This is a genomic window from Neisseria sp. P0022.S009 (assembly GCF_051956675.1).
Lineage (GTDB): Bacteria > Pseudomonadota > Gammaproteobacteria > Burkholderiales > Neisseriaceae > Neisseria.
Genome location: NZ_JBQCXE010000003.1, coordinates 256,179 through 279,815, shown reverse-complemented (window position 1 = coordinate 279,815; position 23,637 = coordinate 256,179). Strand labels below are relative to the sequence as shown.

24 protein-coding genes and 1 tRNA gene are annotated in these 23,637 nt (G+C 46.9%); 16 read left to right on the top strand and 9 right to left on the bottom strand.

Annotated features, from left to right (window positions below; translation table 11 throughout):
- Window positions 1-62 precede the first annotated feature (62 nt).
- Window positions 63-197 (bottom strand): carbonic anhydrase family protein, encoded by a 135-nt coding sequence (locus ACTHUG_RS06440; protein ID WP_283122348.1) that lies wholly within the window; start codon window positions 195-197, stop codon window positions 63-65.
- A 195-nt stretch (window positions 198-392) separates the two neighbouring features.
- On the opposite strand from ACTHUG_RS06440, the gene ACTHUG_RS06435 reads away from it, so the two are divergent.
- A complete protein-coding gene (locus ACTHUG_RS06435; protein ID WP_070713013.1) occupies window positions 393-1,508 on the top strand; it encodes a porin in 1,116 nt (371 codons plus the stop codon).
- Between the two features lie 63 nt (window positions 1,509-1,571).
- On the opposite strand, the gene ACTHUG_RS06430 is transcribed toward ACTHUG_RS06435, so the two are convergent.
- Window positions 1,572-2,183: a CNP1-like family protein gene (locus ACTHUG_RS06430; protein WP_070713010.1), complete on the bottom strand. Its 612-nt coding sequence runs from the start codon at window positions 2,181-2,183 to the stop codon at window positions 1,572-1,574.
- 109 nt (window positions 2,184-2,292) lie between these two features.
- Between ACTHUG_RS06430 and ACTHUG_RS06425 the strand changes: the two genes are divergently transcribed.
- The 3 genes from ACTHUG_RS06425 to pyrC all read left to right on the top strand — a co-directional run bounded on the left by ACTHUG_RS06425 (window position 2,293) and on the right by pyrC (window position 4,255).
- Window positions 2,293-2,517, top strand: coding sequence for a sulfurtransferase TusA family protein (locus ACTHUG_RS06425; protein WP_003681929.1), 225 nt, complete (start codon window positions 2,293-2,295; stop codon window positions 2,515-2,517).
- A gap of 12 nt (window positions 2,518-2,529) precedes the next feature.
- Window positions 2,530-3,123 carry an NMCC_0638 family (lipo)protein gene (locus tag ACTHUG_RS06420; protein ID WP_070713007.1) on the top strand — a complete coding sequence of 198 codons (594 nt, stop codon included), beginning with the start codon at window positions 2,530-2,532 and terminating at the stop codon, window positions 3,121-3,123.
- Window positions 3,124-3,220: 97 nt separating this feature from the next.
- A complete protein-coding gene (gene pyrC, locus ACTHUG_RS06415) occupies window positions 3,221-4,255 on the top strand; it encodes a dihydroorotase (RefSeq protein WP_070713005.1) in 1,035 nt (344 codons plus the stop codon).
- 133 nt (window positions 4,256-4,388) lie between these two features.
- Here the strand turns inward: pyrC and ACTHUG_RS06410 are convergent, their stop codons facing one another.
- Window positions 4,389-4,952: an RBBP9/YdeN family alpha/beta hydrolase gene (locus ACTHUG_RS06410; RefSeq protein ID WP_070713003.1), complete on the bottom strand. Its 564-nt coding sequence runs from the start codon at window positions 4,950-4,952 to the stop codon at window positions 4,389-4,391.
- Window positions 4,953-5,184: 232 nt separating this feature from the next.
- Window positions 5,185-6,099: a sulfate adenylyltransferase subunit CysD gene (cysD, locus tag ACTHUG_RS06405; RefSeq protein ID WP_440385649.1), complete on the bottom strand. Its 915-nt coding sequence runs from the start codon at window positions 6,097-6,099 to the stop codon at window positions 5,185-5,187.
- 214 nt (window positions 6,100-6,313) lie between these two features.
- Here cysD and trhA point away from each other — a divergent pair, with 214 nt between their 5' ends.
- Window positions 6,314-6,940 carry a PAQR family membrane homeostasis protein TrhA gene (trhA, locus tag ACTHUG_RS06400; protein ID WP_440366201.1) on the top strand — a complete coding sequence of 209 codons (627 nt, stop codon included), beginning with the start codon at window positions 6,314-6,316 and terminating at the stop codon, window positions 6,938-6,940.
- 58 nt (window positions 6,941-6,998) lie between these two features.
- Here trhA and ACTHUG_RS06395 read toward each other — a convergent pair whose 3' ends face one another.
- Complete coding sequence (locus ACTHUG_RS06395; protein ID WP_070849480.1) at window positions 6,999-8,429, bottom strand: alanine/glycine:cation symporter family protein; 1,431 nt, start codon at window positions 8,427-8,429, stop codon at window positions 6,999-7,001.
- A gap of 361 nt (window positions 8,430-8,790) precedes the next feature.
- Between ACTHUG_RS06395 and ACTHUG_RS06390 the strand changes: the two genes are divergently transcribed.
- Complete coding sequence (locus ACTHUG_RS06390) at window positions 8,791-9,519, top strand: YebC/PmpR family DNA-binding transcriptional regulator (protein ID WP_300481257.1); 729 nt, start codon at window positions 8,791-8,793, stop codon at window positions 9,517-9,519.
- A 59-nt stretch (window positions 9,520-9,578) separates the two neighbouring features.
- Here the strand turns inward: ACTHUG_RS06390 and ACTHUG_RS06385 are convergent, their stop codons facing one another.
- The 4 genes from ACTHUG_RS06385 to tgt all read right to left on the bottom strand — a co-directional run bounded on the left by ACTHUG_RS06385 (window position 9,579) and on the right by tgt (window position 13,006).
- Window positions 9,579-10,070, bottom strand: a complete 492-nt coding sequence (locus ACTHUG_RS06385; RefSeq protein ID WP_003745954.1) for a disulfide bond formation protein B — start codon at window positions 10,068-10,070, stop codon at window positions 9,579-9,581.
- Window positions 10,071-10,275: 205 nt separating this feature from the next.
- Entirely contained in the window at window positions 10,276-10,674 is a 399-nt protein-coding gene (locus ACTHUG_RS06380; RefSeq protein WP_003745956.1) for a c-type cytochrome, read from the bottom strand.
- Between the two features lie 120 nt (window positions 10,675-10,794).
- Window positions 10,795-11,805, bottom strand: coding sequence for a ferrochelatase (gene hemH / locus ACTHUG_RS06375; RefSeq protein ID WP_440385650.1), 1,011 nt, complete (start codon window positions 11,803-11,805; stop codon window positions 10,795-10,797).
- An 85-nt stretch (window positions 11,806-11,890) separates the two neighbouring features.
- A complete protein-coding gene (tgt, locus tag ACTHUG_RS06370; protein WP_440385651.1) occupies window positions 11,891-13,006 on the bottom strand; it encodes a tRNA guanosine(34) transglycosylase Tgt in 1,116 nt (371 codons plus the stop codon).
- 237 nt (window positions 13,007-13,243) lie between these two features.
- Here tgt and ACTHUG_RS06365 point away from each other — a divergent pair.
- From ACTHUG_RS06365 to pheT, 10 genes are all read left to right on the top strand, one after another.
- A tRNA-Val gene (locus ACTHUG_RS06365) sits at window positions 13,244-13,320 on the top strand.
- A 52-nt stretch (window positions 13,321-13,372) separates the two neighbouring features.
- Window positions 13,373-15,286, top strand: a complete 1,914-nt coding sequence (gene thrS, locus ACTHUG_RS06360; protein WP_003745962.1) for a threonine--tRNA ligase — start codon at window positions 13,373-13,375, stop codon at window positions 15,284-15,286.
- Between the two features lie 17 nt (window positions 15,287-15,303).
- On the top strand, window positions 15,304-15,825 hold the full coding sequence (gene infC, locus ACTHUG_RS06355; RefSeq protein ID WP_079453755.1) for a translation initiation factor IF-3: 522 nt from the start codon (window positions 15,304-15,306) through the stop codon (window positions 15,823-15,825).
- 143 nt (window positions 15,826-15,968) lie between these two features.
- On the top strand, window positions 15,969-16,166 hold the full coding sequence (gene rpmI, locus ACTHUG_RS06350; RefSeq protein ID WP_003675505.1) for a 50S ribosomal protein L35: 198 nt from the start codon (window positions 15,969-15,971) through the stop codon (window positions 16,164-16,166).
- 12 nt (window positions 16,167-16,178) lie between these two features.
- Window positions 16,179-16,538 carry a 50S ribosomal protein L20 gene (gene rplT, locus ACTHUG_RS06345; protein ID WP_003675502.1) on the top strand — a complete coding sequence of 120 codons (360 nt, stop codon included), beginning with the start codon at window positions 16,179-16,181 and terminating at the stop codon, window positions 16,536-16,538.
- A gap of 248 nt (window positions 16,539-16,786) precedes the next feature.
- Window positions 16,787-17,779, top strand: coding sequence for a phenylalanine--tRNA ligase subunit alpha (pheS, locus tag ACTHUG_RS06340; RefSeq protein WP_314060031.1), 993 nt, complete (start codon window positions 16,787-16,789; stop codon window positions 17,777-17,779).
- 182 nt (window positions 17,780-17,961) lie between these two features.
- A complete protein-coding gene (locus tag ACTHUG_RS06335) occupies window positions 17,962-19,020 on the top strand; it encodes a DNA cytosine methyltransferase (RefSeq protein WP_049344094.1) in 1,059 nt (352 codons plus the stop codon).
- Between the two features lie 2 nt (window positions 19,021-19,022).
- Complete coding sequence (locus ACTHUG_RS06330) at window positions 19,023-20,492, top strand: restriction endonuclease (RefSeq protein WP_049344096.1); 1,470 nt, start codon at window positions 19,023-19,025, stop codon at window positions 20,490-20,492.
- Window positions 20,489-21,139: a DNA-methyltransferase gene (locus ACTHUG_RS06325; RefSeq protein ID WP_002217650.1), complete on the top strand. Its 651-nt coding sequence runs from the start codon at window positions 20,489-20,491 to the stop codon at window positions 21,137-21,139. Before ACTHUG_RS06330 ends, ACTHUG_RS06325 begins: the two co-directional genes overlap by 4 nt.
- Window positions 21,140-21,163: 24 nt before the next feature.
- Window positions 21,164-23,527 (top strand): phenylalanine--tRNA ligase subunit beta, encoded by a 2,364-nt coding sequence (gene pheT, locus ACTHUG_RS06320; RefSeq protein WP_440385652.1) that lies wholly within the window; start codon window positions 21,164-21,166, stop codon window positions 23,525-23,527.
- The last annotated feature ends 110 nt before the right edge of the window (window positions 23,528-23,637 follow it).

Genomic DNA, 23,637 nt, shown 5'->3' with positions numbered 1-23,637 from the left:
TTGATGTGATTGAAAAAGCACCCGTTTCCGGGTGCTTTTTTGTTTTCAGACGGCCTTAGAAGTTATTTGTCTTCATTGACTTCGCGCTCGTTCAAAGGTTGTACGGGACGGTTGTTTTCGCCACCGATAATGTCGCGTATGGCTTTAAACTGCGCCGCATCTGCCTGAACCGGAGTTTTTAAGACAACCCAAGTAATGTTTTCGCTGCAAATAGGAAAGGCCGTCTGAAATTGCTTTCAGACGGCCTGTTTTATTTGAAAATGTTGTAAAAAGTCTAAACTCTAATGAATAAAAGTGTCTATCAAGATGAAAGTAGTTGTTTGTAGCGTTGGAAAACATTAATATTGCCAAACGTGTTTTCACGAGATTTTAACTTTGTTTTGGAGAGAATAATGAAAAAATCGATTATCGCTTTGGTTATTGCCGGTTTGCCACTGGCTGCCTCTGCAGAAGTGATTCTGTATGGTCAAATCAAAAGCAGCGTGACCGTCGGTCAAGTAAAAATCAAAGGTGATGCAGGTTCTGAAACCAGCTCTACCGCAACCAGCATCAATGACAATACTTCCCGTATCGGTTTCAAAGGCAGCGAGAACTTGGGCGGCAATTTGAAAGCCATTTGGCAAGTTGAACAAAAAACAGCAATCACGGGCGGTTCCCAAGGTTTTGCCACTCGTGATTCCTTCATCGGTTTGCAAGGTAAATTCGGTAAGATTCGCGCCGGTAAACTCAGCAATATGCTGAACGAAATGGACACCATCGATCCATGGATGTACAAAACCAATGCCGCAGGCTTGGGCATCTTTACCCGTACCGGCAACCGTAACGCTGCTGTACGCTACGACAGCCCGGATTTCGGCGGATTCAAATTCAACGTGTCTTACGCACCGCGCGATAACCGCAATCCTTCAGACAAATACACGCACACCAAACCGGCCAAAGACCAATACACCGGTGGCGTGAGTTTCTCTAAAAACGGCTTTACCGCCAATGCGGCTTACGGCCACTACAACGGCGCGTACACCGACAAATCAGGCAAAGTCAAAGCGGCGCAAATTGCCAAAGTCGAAACTTATTACGATAAAGACAATCTCTTTGTCGGCGGCGGCGTACACTATGCCAAAGGCCATGAGACAGGCAACGAATATTTAGGCTATTTCACTGATGGTTTTAATGAGTACAAGGGTAGTGACATCACTGCTGATTCAGGCAAATCTGAAGCCGTGAAAGTGGTTGATGCAGCGGTAACTGTCGGCTACAAATTCGGTAATGTGACCCCACGCATTACTTACGCGCACGGCTGGCCTGCCAAGGGCGTGAACAGTGGCGAAAAATTGGTGGATAAATTCGACCAAGTCGTTGTCGGCGGCCAATACACCTTCAGCAAACGCACCGGCGTAGTTGCCCAACTGGCGTATCTGAAAGTCGGCAACAAAACCCGTCTGACTGCGGCCAACAAAGGCGGCGTTGAACAAAAAGCCGCTTCTGTGGGCCTGTATCACAAATTCTAAGCCGTCTTGAAAGACAAGGCCGTCTGAAAAATTTCAGACGGCCTTTTTGTTGATTAAAGCGGTTTATTTGTCGTGCTTGGTCAGCGTTGTGCCGTGACGGCCGCCGCGTTCTTTCAAACGTTGTACCAAGCCTTCAACCGTTGTCGGCATACCGTCGATACAGAATGCCTGATACAGGGCGGTGTGCAGGGCGTCGTTGCGGCTGAACGCATTGCCGATCAGCTTCCAATCGCCTTTGCGCGGCTCAATCCAGCGGTGATTTACTGTGTCGCCGTAAGCGAATACTTTGTAAGACGAACGTTTGTCTTTGCTGTAAGTAAAGGATGTGCGGGCGCAATAGAGGCCTTCGACGGAGAGGTTGTCGTAGCCTTTGTCGGAGCGCACATTCAAGACGTAGCGGATGCTGTTGTCAGGCGCAGGCATAATTTGCAGGCTGCTGAGCAGGATTTTAGGCTGCTTGCCGTAGGTTTCGTTGACATAGAGGTCGAACCAATCGCCCGATTGGGTATCGGGCAGGGGCGGCAACTCGGCTTTGTGTTCTTTAAACTCGCGTGCGGCAACTTCTTCAGGGCTTTCCTGATAACGCGTGTTGGTCAGCGTATCCTTTTGGCTGAAACCCAAAGCAAATGCTTGAGTCGCGGCAAGGCTGAGAGCGAGAAGGGCAAAACGGCGCATAGACAGCTCCAAAGTGAAAAACGGCTTTATTTTATGGGCTTGCAGGGTGGGGTGCAAGTAAGTGCGGTATAATTGACGTTAATTCTGATTAATATGACGAGTTTTCATCATGAATACACAAACTCTGGATGTCATCGGTTTGAAATGCCCTCTGCCGATTTTGCGTGCCAAAAAAGCTTTGGCGCAAATGCAGGAAGGCGAAGTGCTGACCGTATTGGCCACCGATGGCGGCGCGCCCGGCGATTTTGAAGCGTTTTGCCGTCAGACTGGACATGTTTTGTTGGAATCGAGCGAGGCCGACGGCGTGTTCAAGCTGGTGTTGAAGCACAAATAAAGGCCGTCTGAAATGTCTAAAGCCGTCGCGTTGTCTGCCGCTGTATTGGCCGTCTGCCTGAGTGCATGCGGTAATGAAGGCGTTTCGCCGCAGAACGCTGCCGATTATGCCCAAAATGTAACCGACTTGTTCCGCCAAAGCTGCGTGTCCGCAGACGGAGATGTCGCCCTTGTCGGCGAGTTTGCCAATGCCAACAAACTGGTTTTATTGTCGAAAAAAGATATTGCCGATTTGCCTGCCGGAATGATGGATTTGGAGGCATTAAGCATTTGGAAGAAAACGGAAAACGGCGCAGATTATTATTTGAGCCTGACTGAAGACAGTTGCAGCGTGCGCACGGCTAAAGCCGACGACCATCTGATTTTTAAACAATTTTTGGCTTTGGCAGAAAATCCGCCGCAAGGTTTGAACGCTGAGTTGCGTGCCGATAATTTGGCGGAAACCCCGTTGCCTATGCGTCAGATTTCCTACGCATGGCGCGCGTCCGGCAGTCCGAAAGAAACCTTGCTGACCGTTAAAACAACGTCGTCCGAGCATTTTCCGGTACAGGCTGTTTTTTATTTGACCCATCATTCTTACGACAATAAGGCCGCCGTTTTGCCTTAGGCCGGTTGACGATTGAAACATCAAATCGATAGAAACCGTTACCGCCGAATAAAGGCCGTCTGAAACATTATCAAACCAAACCACTCGAAAGTAAGCTATGCAAACCCTGACCATCATCCGCCCCGACGATATGCACTTACACCTGCGCGACGGCGACGCACTCAAAGCCGTTGCCCCGTACACCGCCCGACAAATGGGCCGCGCGGTTATCATGCCCAACCTGAAGCCGCCCGTTGTCAGCGTTGCCGATGCCCAAGCCTACAAAGAGCGCATTATGGCCGCCCTGCCTGAAGGCAGTACCTTCCAGCCGTTGATGACGCTTTATTTGACCGACAATGCCACTCCCGAACTCGTGCGCGAAGCCAAGGCTGCCGGTATCGTGGCTTTCAAACTCTATCCGGCAGGCGCGACCACCAATTCCGATTCCGGCGTGACCGACCTGTTCAAACTGATTCCCGTGTTGGAAGAAATGGCGAAACAGGGTATTTTGTTCTTGGTTCACGGCGAAGTCACCGATCCTGAAATTGATATTTTCGACCGCGAAGCCGCCTTTATCGAGCGCGTGATGAAGCCGGTTTTGGCGCAAGTGCCGAATCTTAAAGTCGTGTTTGAACACATCACCACTGCCGAAGCAGCCCGACTGGTATTGGAAGCAGGCGATAATGTGGCCGCGTCTGTGACGCCGCAACACTTGCTGCTCAACCGCAACGACCTCTTGGTCGGCGGCGTGCGCCCTCATCATTTCTGCCTGCCTGTACTCAAACGCGAAACCCACCGTCAGGCTTTGGTTGCCGCCGTTACCGGCGATAAGGCGCACAAATTCTTCCTCGGTACGGATTCTGCGCCACATGCCAAAACTGCCAAAGAAAATGCTTGTGGTTGCGCCGGTATGTTCAGCGCGATGACTGCCATCGAGCTTTATGCCGAAGTGTTTGAGAAAGCAGGCGCGTTGGACAAACTGGAAGCCTTTGCTTCTAAAAACGGCCCGCGTTTCTACGGTCTGCCTGAAAATTCCGATACCATCACACTGGTCAAACAAACGCAAACCGTACCTGCCAGCGTACCTTACGGCGATGGCGAGCTTGTGCCGATGAGGGCCTGCGGCGAGATTGAATGGACGGTGCAATATTAAATTTGCCGTCAATGAGGCATAAAAAGAAACAACCTGCTTGAAAGGGCAGGTTGTTTTTTTATTGTCGTTCAGACGGCCTGTCATGGGGAGGGAGGCTCACTAGGCCGTCTGAAAACCGGATTAGAGTGTGTGTTTATTCGGTCAACATGGGTTTCAGCGCTTCCCAAGCCTGCGGCAGCTGGGTAAAGCCGTCTGAAGCCATCAAATGGCCGCCTTCGGGAATATGGGTAACAGGGCTTTTGAGCTTGGTTGCCATGTCCAAAGTCAGTTCGGGCGGAACATGGGTGTCGTTGTCGGAAACCAGACAGTGTTTGGGCATGTCGATTTTGCGCAGGATGTCGAAATCGGGGGATGCTGCTTTAATGTAGGCATCAAGTGTGGGCAGGGGCAGCAACGTATCGGCAAAACCGGCGGCAAGCAGCAGACCGCCGATTTTTTGCGGCTGTTGGCGGCTGAGGAAGTGAAGGAGGGTAATGCAGCCGAGGCTGTGGCCGACTAGGAAGGTATGGGCATCGGGCTTGCCGATGTGCTGGTCAAGGGTAAACTGCCACGCGGTCGTGCTTGGTTTGTCGGGATTGGGCATGGCGAGGGAGATTGCTTGTGCGCCGGTGCTTTTGACTTGGGCGCAAAGCCAGTCAAACCAGTTGCCGTGCGGATTGCCTTCAAAGCCATGTACGATATAAACGCGTCGATTCATGTTTTTCCTCCTTCAGACGGCCTGAGACTTTTGTCTAAATCTCTGCCTATAAGCGTTTATTATACCATGTTTGTTTATGTTTTATTGTTTGTCGCTTGGTAAGGATGATTGATTAAGTTTTTGTTGTTAAATGATATTTGCAAGAATAATAAAGCAAACAACACGGCAGGGGCGGATGGAGTTGCCGTGTTGTTCGGGTTTGAAATATATATGGGCCGTCTGAAAAACCGGTTTAGAAATAGCCTTGTTTTTTGCGCTCTTCCATTGCCGCTTCCGATACGCGGTCGTCCATGCGTGTGGCACTGCGTTCGGAAATGGTCGCGGCGGCGGTTTCGGCGATGATGTCTTCGGGTGTGGCGGCGATGCTGGCAACCGGGCAGGTGCAGGAAATATCGCCGACGGTACGGAAACGGACATCACGGATTTGGGCAACTTCGCCTTCGCGTTTGGGGGTCAACGGGGTAACGGGAACGAGCAGGCCGTTTCGTTCGACAACTTCGCGCTTGTGGGTGTAATAAATCGGCGGCAGGGCGAGTTTTTCGCGTGCGATGTATTGCCAGATGTCCAATTCCGTCCAGTTGGAAATCGGGAATACGCGCATGTTTTCGCCTTGGAACAGGCGCGTGTTGTAGAGCGACCATAATTCAGGACGTTGGTTTTTAGGATCCCATTGGCCGAACTCATCTCGGAAAGAGAAGATGCGTTCTTTGGCGCGCGCTTTTTCTTCATCGCGGCGTGCGCCGCCCATTAGTGCATCAAATCCTTGTTCTTCGATGGTTTCAACCAGTGTAATGGCTTGGGCGGCGTTGCGCGAATCGGTTTCGCGGCGCAAGACGACACTGCCTTTGCGGATGGACTCTTCTACGCTGCCGACCACAAGTTGTACGCCGGTGCGTGCGACCGTGTCGTCGCGGAACTGGATGACTTCGGGGTAGTTGTGGCCGGTATCGACGTGCAGGAGTTTGAACGGCAGCTTCAGCGGACGGCCTTCGATTTGGAAGGCTTTGACGGCAAGCGCCAGCAAGACGACGGAGTCTTTACCGCCGGAAAACAGCAGGGCCGGGTTTTGGGCGTTGGCAATCACTTCGCGGATGATGTAGATGGACTCGGCTTCGAGCCAGTCGAGGTGGTGGTTTTGGATGGACATTTTTCTCTCTTTGCAATCTTGGCGATAGCCGATACTTTAGTGAGGCCGTCTGAAAAAGGGAAAGAATGGTTTGTTTGTTGCAAAGATGTTTTTGTTATATTGCCCGAGTGTGTTTTCAGACGGCCTTTGCGCTTTAACTTATTTTTAACCCGATTTCTCTGACGAAGCGCCTGTCTTCGCGTACACTTTGGTTTTTTAGAAATGAGAATGGTTTATGTATCACGGCGAGAGATTTAATGCGTACAGCCATTTGGCCGGTTTCTTATTGGCAGTGGCGGCGTTGGTGCTGATGCTGGTGAAAGCGGTGGAATCGGCGGACGGCTATCGGATTGCCGGTGCACTGACTTACGGAGTCTGCCTGCTGCTTCTGTATTTGGGCTCAACCTTATACCACAGTATTCCGCAGCCTAAGGCCAAGGCAATTTTGCAAAAGGTTGATCATTGCATGATTTATCTTTTGATTGCAGGCAGCTATACGCCGTTTACGCTGATTACCCTTCACGGCGGCTGGGGTTGGTCGCTTTTCGGCGTGTCGTGGGGGCTGGCTTTGCTGGGCATTGTTCAGGAGCTGACGATCGGGCGCAAAAGCGAGAAACGGCTGCTGTCGATGGTGATTTATGTGTTGATGGGCTGGCTGATTGTGGTGGCGGTGTGGCCGCTGATAAAATCGCTTTCGGCGGGCGGATTGTTTTGGTTAGTGTTGGGCGGCGTGTTGTATAGCGCGGGGATTTATTGGTTTATCAATGATACTAAAATCCGCCACGGCCACGGTATCTGGCACTTGTTTGTCTTGGCAGGCAGTTTGACGCAATTTATCAGCATTTATTTTTATGTGTTGTAGTTTCAGACGGCCTGAAATAAAAAACCTCTCAGTTTGACTGAGAGGTTTTTGTTTGTCGTTAACCTGGGTTTTTGTCGTGGAATTCGTGGAATTCATAGTTGTAGGTCAGCTCTTTGCCGGCTTTGGTTTGCGCCAGATAATCGTCGTAAACCGCACGGATTTCCTTACGCAGCAGGAAGAGGGCGATTAAGTTCGGCAAGACCATAAAGCCGTTGAACATATCGGACATACTCCAAACCAAATCCACTTTGCCCAATGTGCCCAATACGATGGCCACCAAAACCAGTGTGCGGTAGATGCCCAAGTGTTTGCCGCGGAACAGGAAGCGGATATTGGATTCGCCAAAGTAATACCAGCCGATGATAGTGGTGAAGGCGAAGAAGGTCAGACAGACGGCGAGCAGTTGCGAACCGAAACCCGGGAAGGCTTTGTTAAAAGCCAGTTGGGTAACCGCCGCGCCGGTTTCGCCGGAGAGGTTGGCGTCGGTCAGCAGGATAATCAGCGCGGTTGCCGTGCAGACCATCAGCGTATCGATAAAGATACCGATAAACGCGGCCATACCTTGTTGCACAGGATGTTTGACGTTGGCGGTCGCATGAGCGTGCGGGGTCGAACCCATACCGGCTTCGTTAGAAAACAGGCCGCGTGCCACGCCAAAACGGACGGCCTCGCGCATACCGATACCGGCCGCACCGCCCAATACCGCCTCAGGATTAAAGGCGGCAACAAAAATATGGCTGAACATCGGAATAATGTGGTCGGAGAATTTGAACAAGATAATCACGGCACACAAGATGTAAATTACCGCCATAAACGGCACGACAAATTGCGCGATACCGGCAATGCGGTTGATGCCGCCGATGATAATCAGGCCGGCAAGTACGGCCACCGCAATACCGACTGCCATCGGCGGAATATTAAAAGCCAAATTCATGGCCGAGGCGATGGAGTTGGATTGGGTCGCGTTGCCGATAAAACCCAGCGCGATAATCAAGGCGATGGAGAAAAAGCCGGACAGGAAACGCGCCGCGCCCCGGCCGATTTTCGGGGTCAGGCCGTGCGTGATGTAAAACGCAGGGCCGCCGATGTATTTGCCGTGGCTGACCACGCGGTATTTTTGCGCCAAAACGGCTTCTGCAAAAATGGTAGACATGCCCAAAATGGCAGACAGCCACATCCAAAAAATGGCACCCGGGCCGCCGGCGGTAATCGCAGTGGCCACGCCGGCAACGTTACCGGTACCGATTTGCGCGGAAATCGCCACGGCAAGCGCTTGGAATTGAGACAGGGATTTGCCTTCGTGGTCTTTGTCTTTTTTGCTGAACAAGCCGCCGAAAACAGATTTGAAACCTGTTCCTAATTTGGTAATTTGCGGTGCGCCCAAGTACAGGGTAAAAAACAGGCCGATGCCGATTAAGGCATAAATCAGCAGGTAGTCCCAAAGAACCAGATTGACTGCACCCACCAGAGCAGACAATATTTCTTCCATAATATAACCTTTAAGAAAAACAAATAAAAAGAAAATGATACGGGCAACTACTCCCGTTCATTTTCGCGGTTGGCAACAAGGGCGAGCAGGCCGTTTTGCCGTTTAATACCGGTTAAGTTGTTAACAATCCTGACCGATTTTGTCATCATACCGTAAACCTTCGTGAATTAAAACGAAAAACTGACTAAGGTTTGCAGCAAATATGCATCTTTAAAAAAGATTCTTTGTTTTTCAGACGGCCTGTTTTTGCAAATATTCGGGCCGTCTGAATATTTTGGCTAAAGGCAACTTATGATAAAATGCACGCCTTACAAATAAAGCACATCCCGCCTCAGCGCGTGAAAAAACGAAAGGAATCAATATGGCAGGCCATAGTAAGTGGGCAAATATCCAACACAAAAAAGCCCGACAAGATGCCAAACGCGGCAAAATCTTCACCCGTCTGATTAAAGAAATTACCGTTGCTGCCCGTATGGGCGGCGGCGACCCCGGTGCAAATCCGCGCCTGCGCCTGGCTTTGGAAAAAGCCGCTGAAAACAATATGCCTAAAGACAACGTGCAACGTGCCATCGATAAAGGTACGGGCAATCTGGAAGGCGTGGAATACATCGAGTTGCGTTACGAAGGCTACGGCATTGGCGGCGCGGCTTTGATGGTGGACTGTCTGACCGACAACAAAACCCGTACCGTTGCCGATGTGCGCCATGCGTTCACTAAAAACGGCGGTAACTTGGGTACCGACGGTTGCGTAGCGTTCAACTTCGTTCATCAAGGCTATTTGGTGTTTGAACCGGGCGTTGACGAAGATGCGCTGATGGAAGCGGCTTTGGAAGCCGGTGCGGAAGACGTCATCACCAACGACGACGGTTCCATCGAAGTGGTTACCGCGCCGAACGACTGGGCCGGTGTGAAATCGGCTTTGGAAGCGGCAGGTTACAAATCTGTTGACGGCGACGTTACCATGCGCGCCCAAAACGAAACCGAGTTGAGCGGCGAAGATGCGGTTAAAATGCAAAAACTGATTGACGCATTGGAAGATTTGGACGACGTACAAGACGTTTACACTTCTGCCGTGTTAAATCTGGACTAATGGTTTAAAGAATAAAAGGCCGTCTGAAATTTCAGACGGCCTTTTTATATTGAAACCAATCAGATTTTTCTGGTTTTCAACCAAGCCCAAAGCAGCAGCAATACCACGAAGCTGAAATACAAAATACTCCACACCGGCAGGGCAACGCCGAATAGATAGTCCGGCTCGGCGCAGTTGCCAAAGCCGCGGACGATGGGTTCAAACCAATCGAACAAAGGCCAGTCGCGCAGGCGGAAGGTCCAAGGTGCGCCGCAAGAAGGAGCGGTGCCGGGCGGCAGGCTTTGCAACCAAATTTGATAGGCGGCGACACCAGCGCCGTAAACGGCCGGAGCGGCAATCAACAATGCCGAGAGCGAACGGGCAAATTTGGAAGATTGAGAACTGAACGCCGTAACAATTGCCAACAGCCCGACACCCAATACGCACAAGCGTTGCAGGATGCACAATACGCACGGGTTCATGCCCAAAACGTATTGGGAAATAAAGGAGCCGCAGGCGGCAAATATGGAGAGGACGACTAAAAATAAAACAGTCTTGCGGAAAAAGTTCATCACATAAAACCTTTCAGACGGCCTGGACGCAAAACAGCCGATAAATAATGTTTACTTTAACACAAAACGCATATGCTTTTTTTGGTTTGACGGTTTTTTGCGTATGTTTGTTGATGTTGCGTAACCATAAATATGGAAACAAAAATGTGTTTCATATCGAAAAGGCCGTCTGAAATGTTCAGACGGCCTTTAGGGGAGAGACGTTTTATTTTTTCCCGTGAGATTTTTTGACATCTGCTTCAGTAATCGTACCGCCGCCATTATTAAAGGCGTTCATGATGTAAGTGGCAACGGCGGCAACATCGGCATCATTGATGGCGGTAGAAGGCATGAAGCCGTTGTAAGGTTTGCCGTTCACTTTAATCGGGCCGTTGATGCCCTTGGTCATGCTTTGCAACAGGACTTGCGGTTTTTTGTTGATATAGTCGGACTGGAACAGTGGCGGGAACATGGCACCCCGACCTTCGCCTTTTTTGCCGTGGCAAGCGGCGCAGTTGGTTTCGTAAATCTTTTGTCCTTTGCTCATCAGCGTGGCATCAGCGGCAAAAGCGGTTGGGAGGCTGAGTGCGGTCAGAAGGAGCAGGATAGGGCGGAGTGCAGTCATGATGTGTTCCTTTTTGAGTCGTGTTTTTGATGGCTACACGCTTGGTTTGCGTTTGAATAACTTGATGATAACGCTAAAGGCCGTCTGAAAGTGGATTTTTCAGACGGCCTTTGGTTTAGGTCAAATCCAGCCTTGCAGATTGGCCCGGCTTAATTGGGCAAGTGCGGCAATCCAGTCGGCGGAATCGTTGAGGCAGGGGATGTAACGGTATTCTTTGCCGCCCGCGGCGTGGAATTGTTCGCGTCCCATAATGGCGATTTCTTCCATGGTTTCGAGGCAGTCGGCCATGAAACCGGGGCAGAAGACGTCGAGTTTGGTCGTGCCTTGTTTCGGAAGTTCATTAAACAAGGCTTGCGTGCTGGGCTTGACCCATTGGGATTTGCCAAACTGGCTTTGGAAAGAAACGATGTATTCTTGTTCGGATAAGCCCAATGCCTGCGCGAGCAGTTTGGCAGTATGGTGGCACTCGTCAGGATAGGGGTCACCGTCGTCGTGATGCTTTTGCGGAATGCCGTGGAAGCTCAACATCAGTTTTTCGCCGCGTTCGTTTTGGGCCCAATAGGCTTCAATATGCTGCTTCATGGCTTGGATATAAGCGGCATCGTCGTAATAACGGGAAACAGTGCGGATGCTCATTTGGTTGCGTTGCAGCAATAACTCTTGAAACACTTTATCCAAAGCCGCGCCGGTAGAAGAGCCGGCATATTGCGGATAGAGCGGAATGACCAGCAATTTGCCCACGCCTTGGGCTTTGAGTTCCGCCAAAACGTCGGCAACGCTCGGGTTGCCGTAAGTCATGGCATGACGGACGATGACATCGGGCAAATGTTTGGCCAGGGCTTCTGCTTGGCGGTGTGTGTAAACCTCAAGCGGCGAACCTTCTTTAAACCAAACTTTTTCATAGGCATGCGCGCTTTTTTTGGGGCGAAAGGTCAATACCAAGCCGCGCAATATCGGTTGCCATAAGAGCTTGGGTAATTCGACAACGCGTTGATCAGACAGAAATTCTTTCAAGTAGGGCTTGACTGCGGCAGCAGTGGGCGCGTCAGGCGTGCCGAGGTTGAGCAGCAGGACGGCAGTACGGTTTTGTGCGGTATAGGCTAGGGCCGGTTCGGTATGGAAACGGGACATGGTTGTGCTTTATTAATGATGAATATTGAGGCCGTCTGAAAAGTAGTTTGACTCAAAGCCTGGTTTCAGACGGCCTTTAAAAGGATTAATCCACACCACGGGCGCGGTTTTCATGGAATTGCGCCTGCCAATCGGCAAATTTGCCTTGTTCGATGGCTTCGCGCATTTCTGCCATGATGACTTGGTAGAAGTGCAGATTGTGGATGGTGTTGAGCTGTGCGCCCAAGATTTCGCCGACTCGGTGTAGATGGTGCAGGTAGGAGCGGCTGAAATTCTGACAGGCGTAGCAGGTGCAGCTTTCATCAATCGGACGCTTGTCGAGTTTGTGTTTGGCGTTTTTGATTTTCAAATCGCCAAAACGGGTAAACAGCCAGCCGTTACGCGCATTGCGGGTGGGCATGACGCAGTCGAACATATCCACGCCGTGTGCCACGCCGTACACCAAGTCTTCAGGCGTGCCGACGCCCATCAAATAATGAGGTTTGTGTTCCGGCAGGATAGGGCCAACAGCGCGTAACATGCGGTACATTTCGGGCTTGGGTTCGCCAACGGACAAGCCACCGATGGCCAAGCCGGGGAAGTCGAGTTCTTCCAAACCTTTCAACGATTCTTCGCGCAAATCTTCATACATCGCGCCTTGTACAATGCCAAACAACGCATTCGGATTTTTCAGGTCTTCAAAAGCCTTTTTGCTTCGCTCCGCCCAGCGCAGGCTCATTTGCAGCGATTTTTGCGCTTGGCTGTGCGTTGCTTCGCCCGGGGTGCACTCGTCCAGCTGCATCACGATATCGGAATTCAACACGGTTTGGATTTTCATCGACACTTCGGGCGAGAGGAATAGTTTGTCGCCGTTGATCGGGCTTTGGAATGTACAGCCTTCTTCGGTCAGCTTACGCATATCGGACAACGAGAATACTTGGAAGCCGCCCGAGTCGGTCAAAATCGGCTTGTTCCAGCCGATAAATCCGTGCAGGCCGCCGAATTGTTCGATGACTTCCAAGCCTGGGCGCAGCCACAGATGGTAAGTGTTGCCTAAGATGATTTGTGCTTTGATGTCATGCAGGTTTTGCGGGTTCATCGCTTTGACCGAACCGTAAGTGCCGACCGGCATAAATACAGGCGTTTCGATTTTGCCGTGGTTCAGTTCCAAAGTACCGCGTCGGGCATGACCGTCTTTTTTGTGTAAGGTAAATTTGAGCATAATAATAAGAGATTGGACGTTCGCGTGTGTGCGAAATGAAAGGGCAGATTATAAAGGATTTTTCGTTGGTTGACGGCTGGATTTTATCTTTGTCAAAACAATGCTTCAGACGGCCTGAATAATAGAAGAAATAAAAAATGAGGCATAAATCAAACAAAAATATCCAGGCCGTCTGAAAAGTATTTACAGATGCTTGCAAAAGGGAACACGCTTCGTTACAATAAGCGACTTAGATGAAGGCACATAGCTCAGTTGGTTAGAGCACCACCTTGACATGGTGGGGGTCGTTGGTTCGAGTCCAATTGTGCCTACCAAATTTCCATAACGGCTTTATGCCGTTATTTTTTAATGTTTTGGAGCTTTCTGATGTTGAACATTACCTTGCCGGACGGTTCAGTCCGCCAATATGAATCACCCGTTACCGTGGCGCAAATAGCAGCGTCTATCGGTGCAGGTTTGGCAAAGGCAACGGTAGCGGGCAAGGTTAACGGTAAATTGGTGGATGCTTGCGATCCGATTACCGAAGATGCCCACGTTCAAATCATTACGCCTAAAGACAAAGAAGGCGTGGAAATTATCCGCCACTCCTGCGCGCACTTGGTCGGTCATGCGGTCAAGCAGCTCTACCCTGATGCTAAAATGGTTATCGGCCCGGTGATTGAAGACGGGTTCTATTACGATATCGCAACTGAAAAACCATTTACGCCTGATGATGTGGCCGCTATCGAAGCGCGCATGAAAGAATTGATTGCACAAGACTATGACGTTGTTAAAGTGATGACGCCCCGTGCAGAAACCATCAAAATTTTCCAAGATCGCGGCGAAGAGTACAAACTGCGTCTGATTGAAGACATGCCTGAAGTGGAAGCAATGGGTATGTATCATCATCAAGAATACGTCGATATGTGCCGCGGTCCTCACGTTCCCAATACCCGTTTCTTGAAAAACTTCAAGTTGACCAAACTGGCAGGCGCATACTGGCGCGGTGACAGCAACAATGAAATGCTGCAACGTATTTACGGTACAGCCTGGGCAAGTAAAGACGAATTAAAAGCCTATATCCAGCGCATCGAGGAAGCGGAAAAACGCGACCACCGTAAGCTGGGTAAACAATTGGATTTGTTCCACCTGCAAGATGAAGCGCCGGGTATGGTGTTCTGGCATCCTAAAGGCTGGGCTTTGTGGCAAGTGATTGAGCAGCATATGCGCAAAGAGCTGAATGCTGCCGGTTATAAAGAGGTGAAAACGCCTCAGATTATGGATAAAACCTTCTGGGAAAAATCCGGCCACTGGGAAAATTATAAAGACAATATGTTCGTGACCAGTTCCGAAAAACGCGAATACGCGGTTAAACCGATGAACTGTCCGGGTCATGTTCAGATTTTTAATAACGGCTTGCGCTCATATCGCGATTTACCGATGCGTTTGGCTGAGTTCGGCTCTTGCCACCGCAATGAACCAAGCGGTGCGTTGCATGGTCTGATGCGTGTTCGCGGTTTTGTGCAAGATGATGCGCATATCTTCTGTACCGAAGATCAAATCGTTGATGAAGCACGCGCATTCAATGAGTTGCTGGTTCGCATTTACAAACAATTCGGTTTCCATGATGTTGCCGTGAAGTTGTCCCTCCGCCCTGAACAACGTGCAGGTTCTGACGAAGTTTGGGATAAAGCCGAACAAGGTCTGCGTGATGCGTTGACCGCTTGCGGCGTAGAGTGGGAAGAATTGCCTGGCGAAGGCGCATTCTACGGTCCTAAGATTGAGTACCATGTCAAAGATGCCTTGGGTCGCTCTTGGCAGTGCGGTACCCTGCAATTGGACTTCGTATTGCCGGAGCGTTTGAATGCCGAATATGTAACCGAAAATAACGACCGTGCGCGTCCTGTAATGTTGCACCGTGCAATTTTGGGTTCATTGGAACGCTTCATCGGTATTCTGATTGAAAACCATGCAGGTTCATTCCCATTGTGGCTTGCGCCGGTTCAAATGGTGATTATGAATATCACTGAAAACCAAGCAGATTATTGTCGCGAAGTGGCTGCCAAATTGCAGGCGGCAGGCTTCCGTGTCGAATTGGATTTGCGTAACGAAAAAATCGGTTACAAAATCCGTGACAACAGCCAATACCGCTTCCCTTACCAAATCGTTGTCGGCGATAAAGAGAAACAAGAAAACAAAGTTGCGGTACGCCGCAAAGCAGAAGACTTGGGTTCTTTGAATGTCGATGATTTCATTGCACAATTGCAGCAAGAAATCACTGACGCCCTCGTCAATCATTAATTTTTATAGGAGTATTCATCATCGCTCAAGAACGCGAAGCACGAATCAATGGTGAAATTACCGCCAAAGAAGTGCGATTAATCAGTGAGTCAGGCGATCAGCTTGGTGTCGTTTCAGTTCGTGAGGCTCTGGCTATGGCCGAAGAGCAGGATGTCGATTTGGTAGAGATTTCCCCGACTGCCAAACCGCCCGTATGCAAACTGATGGATTACGGTAAATACAAATACCAACAAGCCAAGAAGCGCGACGAAGCCAAGAAAAACCAAAAGCAGGTACAAATTAAGGAAATTAAATTCCGTCCGGGTACAGATGAAGGCGACTATCAAATCAAGATGCGCAACATCAACCGTTTCCTTGCTGATGGTGACAAAGTCAAAGTAACATTGCGTTTCCGCGGTCGTGAAATGGCCCACCAACAACTGGGTGCCCAACTGCTTGAGCGCGTAAAAGAAGATTTGGCGGAAGTAGCGCAAATCGAGTCTTTCCCTAAAATGGAAGGCCGCCAAATGGTGATGATGATTGCGCCTAAGAAAAAATAAAGCTATAATCCAAGGCTTATTTCGATTGCCGCTCGAAATAAGGTTTAATTAGCGGCAAAAACCGTGGTATTTTGGGTTTCAAGCGTTTGAAATTTATTTCAAAACCCCCTTATACCTTATCTAATAACGAATGGAGTTTTCCAATGCCTAAAATGAAAACCAAGTCTAGCGCGAAAAAACGCTTTAAAGTACTGGGTAACGGTGGTGTAAAACGCGGTCATGCGTTCAAAAGTCACATCCTGACCAAAAAAACCACTAAAACTAAACGTCAATTGCGCGGCACCGCTATGGTGGATTCACGCGATTTGGCTTCTGTTGCTAAAATGTTGCCCTACGCTTAAGGAGTTTAGAATATGCCACGCGTAAAACGCGGTGTTACCGCTCGTGCTCGTCACCAAAAAGTCTTCGCGTTAGCCAAAGGCTATCGCGGTCGTCGTAAAAACGTTTACCGTGTTGCCAAACAAGCGGTAATGAAAGCCGGTCAATATGCATACCGTGACCGTCGCCAACGCAAACGTCAATTCCGTCAACTGTGGATCGTTCGTATCAACGCAGGTGCCCGTGAAAATGGTCTGTCTTACAGTAAATTCATGAACGGCCTGAAACGCGCTGCTATCGAAATCGACCGCAAAGTATTGGCTGATTTGGCTGTATTCGACAAAGCTGCATTTGCACAATTGGTTGAAAAAGCTAAAGCTGCTTTGGCTGCTTAATTCGATAAGATTATTTAAAAAGGAAGCTTATGCTTCCTTTTTTCTTTTCCAAAAGAAACTCTATGTAGTTGATTTTCTTTCTTTAAACTCTATTTTTTTATACTGATTTGCGATAGAATAAGCCTCTCTTATCAAACGGATTGGCCGCAGTAAGACAAAGGGCCGTCTGAACGGGTTTGAAATCAAATCCAACAGACGGCTTTGTTGTTTCAGACGGCCTGCCATCAACAAACAGACAATAAACCAATATGGAAAATGTAAACCGTATCGTTGCAGAAGGTATTGCCGCTATTGAAGCCGCGCAAGACTTCAATGCCTTAGAACAAATTAAAGCACGCTATCTTGGTAAAACCGGAGAATTGACCGGGCTTTTGAAAACTTTGGGTCAAATGTCTCCTGAAGAGCGTAAAACCATAGGCGCGCACATCAATGAATGCAAAAATCAGTTTCAGACGGCCTTTAATGCCAAACGCGATGCTCTGAATGAAGCCAAGCTGCAAGCTCAATTGGCTGCAGAAGCCTTGGATATTACTTTGCCGGGCCGTGCGCAAGAATATGGCGGTTTGCATCCAGTTACTTTGACTTTGCAGCGAGTGGTCGAGTTGTTTCACGGTATGGGTTTTGAAGTGGCGGACGGCCCTGAAATCGAAGACGATTTCCATAATTTCCAAGCCTTGAATATTCCTGCAAATCACCCAGCGCGTGCGATGCAAGATACTTTCTACGTTGAAAACGGCGACGTTTTGCGCACACACACTTCGCCTATCCAAATCCGCTATATGCTCGACAAAAAAGAGCCGCCTATCCGCATTATTGCCCCCGGCCGCGTTTACCGTGTGGACAGTGATGCCACTCACTCGCCTATGTTCCATCAGGCCGAAGGTTTGTGGGTGGAAGAGGGTGTCACTTTTGCCGATTTGAAAGCAGTGTTTACTGACTTTATCCGTCGTTTCTTTGAACGCGATGACCTGCAAGTACGTTTCCGTCCGTCTTTCTTCCCGTTTACCGAGCCTTCTGCCGAAATCGACATCATGGGCGAAAACGGCAAATGGCTGGAAGTAGGCGGTTGCGGTATGGTACATCCTAACGTATTGAAAAACGTCAATATCGACCCTGAAAAATATACTGGTTTCGCCTTTGGTATTGGTCTCGACCGCTTCGCTATGCTGCGTTACAACGTGAACGACTTGCGCCTGTTCTTCGATAATGATTTGAACTTTTTGAAGCAGTTTGCGAAATGATCGTGCAGACTGCCTGAATATGGAAAAGCAGCCTACTCTTGGTTTTCAGGCTGCTTAGGAAAATTCAAATGTAAGATATAAAACATTTGATATTTTGTTGTGAAATTACATTCCTAATTTTGTTTAAAGAGACATAATTTATTGCTTTGTAGAGATTATATAGTTAATTTGGGTTTGGTTCTATGATGATAGGGGCTTCTTTATTTTCGAGTGCAGGGATTGCAGAAACCTACTTGCATAATGCGGGTATTAAGATTATAGCTGCAAATGAATTGGTGCCAGAACGTGCTAATTTATATAAAGCTCTATATCCCGAAAGTAAAATGATTATAGGTGATATACTTCATGAGGAAGTGTTTCAAAATTTAATACAGAGCGTGCCGAATCAATTAGATTTTTTAATTGCTTCTCCTCCTTGTCAAGGCATGAGTGTTGCAGGGAAAAATCGTAACATTCAAGAGATGGCTAATGATAAACGTAATCATTTAATATTCAGAGTAATCGAATTTATTTTATTAAAACGCCCAACTTTTGTTTTGATTGAAAATGTTCCATTTTTTTTAAAAATTAAGTTACCTTATAAGGGGACATTACAAACAGTAGAAGCAATTTTGCAAGATTTATTTGGTTGCGAATATTATATTCAAACTCATATTTTTGATTCTGCCGATTATGGTGTTGCACAACATCGTAAACGAGCTATTATTCGTATGAATAAACATTCAACTATTTGGGGAATGCCGGAAAAAGTTACAAAAACCATTTCTGTTCGTGATGCTATTAGTTTTTTGCCTAGTATTGAGTCTGGACAAAAGTCTAATGTGAAATGGCATTTTGCACGTACACATGCTCCAGAGCACATTATATGGCTAAAAAATACGCCAACAGGACGATCTGCTTTTGATAATATAGAACATTATCCAAAGAAAAAAAATGGTGAAAAAATTAAAAGTTATAATACAACTTATCGCCGTATGGAGTGGGATGCTCCTGCCCCAACTATTACTATTCGTAATGACGCTATCAGTTCACAATTAAATGTTCATCCTGGACGGCCTATGCCTGATGGAACATATTCAGATGCAAGAGTTTTAACACCATTAGAGTTAATGCTTTTAACATCATTACCTATTGATTGGAATATTCCCGACGATACATCAGAATTATTAATTCGGCAATGTATTGGTGAATCTATTCCTCCATTGTTAATTAAAAAAATTGTAGAGAGAATAGGAAAATAGATATGACAACTGCGCGCTGGGTAATAGATAAACATTTACAGAATTTTCATATTTTATGTAAATTTGCAGGTATTTTGAAAACAAATTCTTTTATATCTGTAGAGGATAAAGCTAAGTTATCTGAAAAATTGGAAAAACTAGATTTATACCATAGACGAAATACAGGTAAATCATTGGATGCTACTACTCATAAAATAAAAGAATTATCATTCTATATGTTTGGTTATCGTGATGTGTGTGGGCAAGTTACACAGAAATTCCTGTTCAGTCCATTGGGTAATTTATTTTTGAAACACTTGGATAATAATGAATATATTCAAAAAATTTTTCTTACTATGTTGTGGGCGATACCATTTCCTCATCCGTACATTAAGACTGATGAAAGTATTCAATTATACCCCATGAGACTAATATTTAAGTTGTTATCTGATGAAAGATTGGATTGTAAACTATTTTCTTATGAATATATCTATTTAATTTCATTTGTGAAATCTGCTGATCAGAATAGCTATGAAAAATTAGTACAAGACATTTTGGCGTTACGAACATGTGCTGAAGTAAAAATTAAACATCAATTAACTGCGGAAAATAGTCGTAGTCATGCTTATGTAAATGCAGCACATGAGTGGGAATCTTATTTTTCAAAAACATTGACTGATGCAGGTGTTTTGCAAAAAACAGATGGTAAAATTATTTGCCGTCTAAAGCATGGTAAGACCGAAACATATCGTAAAGTAACATCAAGTGAGTTTTCGATTCCTAAGCAACTTCAGGAATTTGTGAAAAAATTGCAAAGTGCTTATTCGTTTTCAGAAATGCCATTAAATCTGAACGATAGTGATCGTTTGAAAATTGATGTCATTAAGGAAATTTATAGCTTCTATCCAAAAGAGTTATTGGAGGAAATTGGTGAGCTTAAGGATGAAGCAGCATATGAATTATTGCACTTACCTAGGTTGATTGAACAATATGCAGATAATAATAATGGAACAGAGGCATATCTATTTGAAGATGTTCTAGAAATGGGGTTCAATATGTTTTATAACGTAGAAGCTAAAAAAATTGGTGGACCAGGTAATACGGATTTAGAGTGCTTATATATTACGCAAAAGAGAAAATTTGCAGTGGAGGCAAAATCAACTAAAAATAAGTTATCAGGTATTAATTCAGGAAGATTGGAAGATCATAAAAATAAAATTAAGGCCATTTACACAATTGTTGTCACACCACGTTATGTCCCTGCCGTATTATCCGATATTCGTAATTGCCCAATTGTAATTATTCGTGCCAATACATTTGCTGAATTTTTATATAATTGTTTGATTAATCGCTCCAGTATTCCAGAGATTGATTATCGGTATTTTGATGAAATTATTATTAAAAATCTTGGAAAAGATATTAGTTCAGAAATTTCCAATTTGACTATGCAACGGTTTGCAAGTAACACCACAATGGAAGCGTATAGTACATGATAACTATTTCAAATGAAGATAACATGATCTTAATGTCTCGGTATCCTGACAAGTATTTTGATTTGGCAATTGTAGATCCTCCTTATGGGATTTTGAATAAAACTAAACGTGGTGGTGATTATAAATTCAATATGAATGAATACTCACAATGGGATATTAAGCCAGACCAAACTTACTTTAATGAATTATTTCGCGTGTCAAAAAATCAAATTATTTGGGGTGGGAATTATTTTGGCGAGTTATGGTTGAGAAGTGAATATAATAAAGGATTTATTATTTGGGATAAGAATCAACCAGAGACATTAAATAATTTTTCTATGGCGGAAATGGCTTGGTCGTCATTCGATAGGCCATCTAAAATTTTCCGTTTTAGTGTGCGGAAAAATCGTAATAAAACTCACCCAACACAAAAACCAGTCGAATTATATCAGTGGTTGTTAAAAATGTATGCAAAGCAGGGTGATAAGATTTTAGATACACATTTAGGAAGTGGAACTCTTGCTATTGCATGCTGCATTGCACAGTTTGATTTGACAGCTTGTGAAATCAATTCCGATTATTACCAACAATCGATTGAGAAAATAAAAAATAATTTACCTGAAGCTAGAATCAGTTTTGGGCATCCAGGTTATTGTATTATTGAATAACTTAAAAATATAGAGGAATTAACCATGCAATTCTCCTACTCATGGCTGAAAACTCAAGCCAATCCTGATCTTTCTGCCGATAAACTGGAACATCTTTTGACCATGGCCGGTTTGGAAGTGGAAGAGATCGATACTGCTGCCCCTGCTTTCAGTGGTGTGGTTGTTGCCGAAGTAAAATCTGTTGAAAAACATCCTGATGCAGACCGTTTGAATGTTACTCAAGTTGATGCCGGTACGGGCGAGTTGGTTCAGATTGTTTGTGGTGCGCCGAATGTCAAGCCGGGCATTAAAGTGCCGTGTTCCTTGCCGGGTGCCGTTTTGCCGGGCAATTTCAAAATTAAGCCGACTAAAATGCGCGGCGTACCATCAAACGGTATGCTGTGTTCGACCAATGAACTGGGTTTGCCTGATGATGGTGTAGATGGTTTGCACATTCTGCCTGAAGATGCGCCTGTCGGTACTAACATCCGTGAATACTTGGATTTGGACGATACGTTGTTTACGTTGAAAATTACGCCTAACCGCGCTGATTGCTTGAGCGTTAAGGGTATTGCGCGTGAGGTTTCTGCGTTGACGCAATGTGTGTTTACGCCTGTCGAAATTCAGACGGCCTCTATCGGCAGCGAGAAAAAACAGGCTGTCCGTATTGATTCGCCGGCCGACTGTGGTCGTTTTATCAGCCGCGTTATTGAAAATGTCAACGCGAAAGCGCCTACTCCAGATTGGATGAAACAACGTTTGGAACGCAGCGGTATCCGCAGCATTTCCGCATTAGTGGACATCGGCAACTATGTCATGCTGGAAATCGGTCAGCCTATGCATGTTTTCGATGCTGATAAGCTGTCGGGCAGTTTAATTGTCCGCCGTGCTCAAAATGGCGAGACGTTGGCGTGCCTGAACGAGAAGACCGTTACTTTGGCTGACAATACATTGGTGGTCGCTGATGAAAAAGGTGTGTTGAGTTTGGCTGGCTTGATGGGCGGCGAGGCAAGCGCGGTTTCTGATGAGACGCAAAATATTGTGTTGGAAGCTGCTTGGTTTGCTCCAGAGATTATTGCCGGTAAATCCCGTCAATACGGCTTTGGTTCGGATTCTTCTTTCCGCTTTGAACGCGGTGTGGATTACCGCTTGCAAGCTGATGCCATTGAGCGTGCTACCGAATTGGTGTTGCAGATTTGCGGTGGTGTAGCCGGTGAAATGGTTGAGGCACAAGGCAAATTGCCTGAGGCAAAACAGGTCGAATTGCGTTTAGGCCGTCTGAAAACGGTATTGGGCGTTGAAATTCCTGCCGAGCAAGTCGAAATTATCTTGCAACATTTGGGTTTGCAGCCTGAGAAAACCGCAGAAGGCTTCCGTGTCACTTCTCCTAGCTTCCGTTTCGATATCGAAATCGAAGCCGATTTGATTGAAGAAATCGGCCGTGTTTACGGTTATGAAAATATCCCTGACGACTATACTTCAGGCCGTCTGAAAATGTTGGCTCTGCCTGAAACCAAACGTCCGCGTTTTGCGGTTTATAACGAAATGGCGGCTCGCGGTTACCGTGAAGTGGTCAGCTATGCGTTTGTGGATGAGCAATGGGAGCAAGACTTTGCTGCCAATACCCATCCTATCCGCCTGCAAAATCCGTTGGCGGCGCAGTATGCCGTCATGCGTTCTACGCTTATCGGCGGTTTGGTGGAAGTTTTGCAAAACAATTTGAACCGTAAGCAAAACCGTGTACGCGTGTTTGAGATTGCCCGCGTGTTCAGCAAAGATACGGCTGATCAATTTGTTCAAAACGAACGTATCGGCGGTTTGTGGTATGGCTCTGTGTTGCCTGAGCAATGGGGCGAGAAAACTCGCAACGTAGATTTCTACGATATGAAAGCCGATGTTGAGAGCCTCTTGAAAAACAAAGAGGTATCCTTTGTGAAGACCGAACATCCGGCATTGCATCCTGGACGTGCCGCCAATATCGTTTCAGACGGCAAAGTAGTTGGTTTTGTCGGCGAGTTACATCCGAAATGGCTGCAAAAATATGATTTGCCACAAGCGCCGCTGGTGTTTGAAATCGATATGGATGCGGTATTGGGTCGTGAGAAAACCCGTTATCAGACCGTATCCAAATTCCAGCCTGCACGCCGAGATTTGGCATTTGTAATGCCTGAAGCTGTGACGCATGATGATTTGATAAATGCCCTGAAAGCTGCGGCGAACAAGCTGGTTCAAGAAATCAGCGTGTTTGACGTTTACCGCGGTACAGGCGTGCCTGAAGGCATGAAGAGCGTTGCCGTCAAAATTATTTTGCAGGATATGGAAAGCACGCTGACAGATGAAGTCATCGAGCCTTTGGTTGCGAAAATGATTAAAGCCGCAGCCGAAAAAGACGCGCAACTTCGTGCTTAAAACAAGATAAAAGTTGTCGCCAAAAATCGCCAATCATATTTGATTTTTTGGTGAGGACTTGATTTTTAAAAGAATTTTGGTAATAATTGCACCAGTTTGAATGAAGGTAA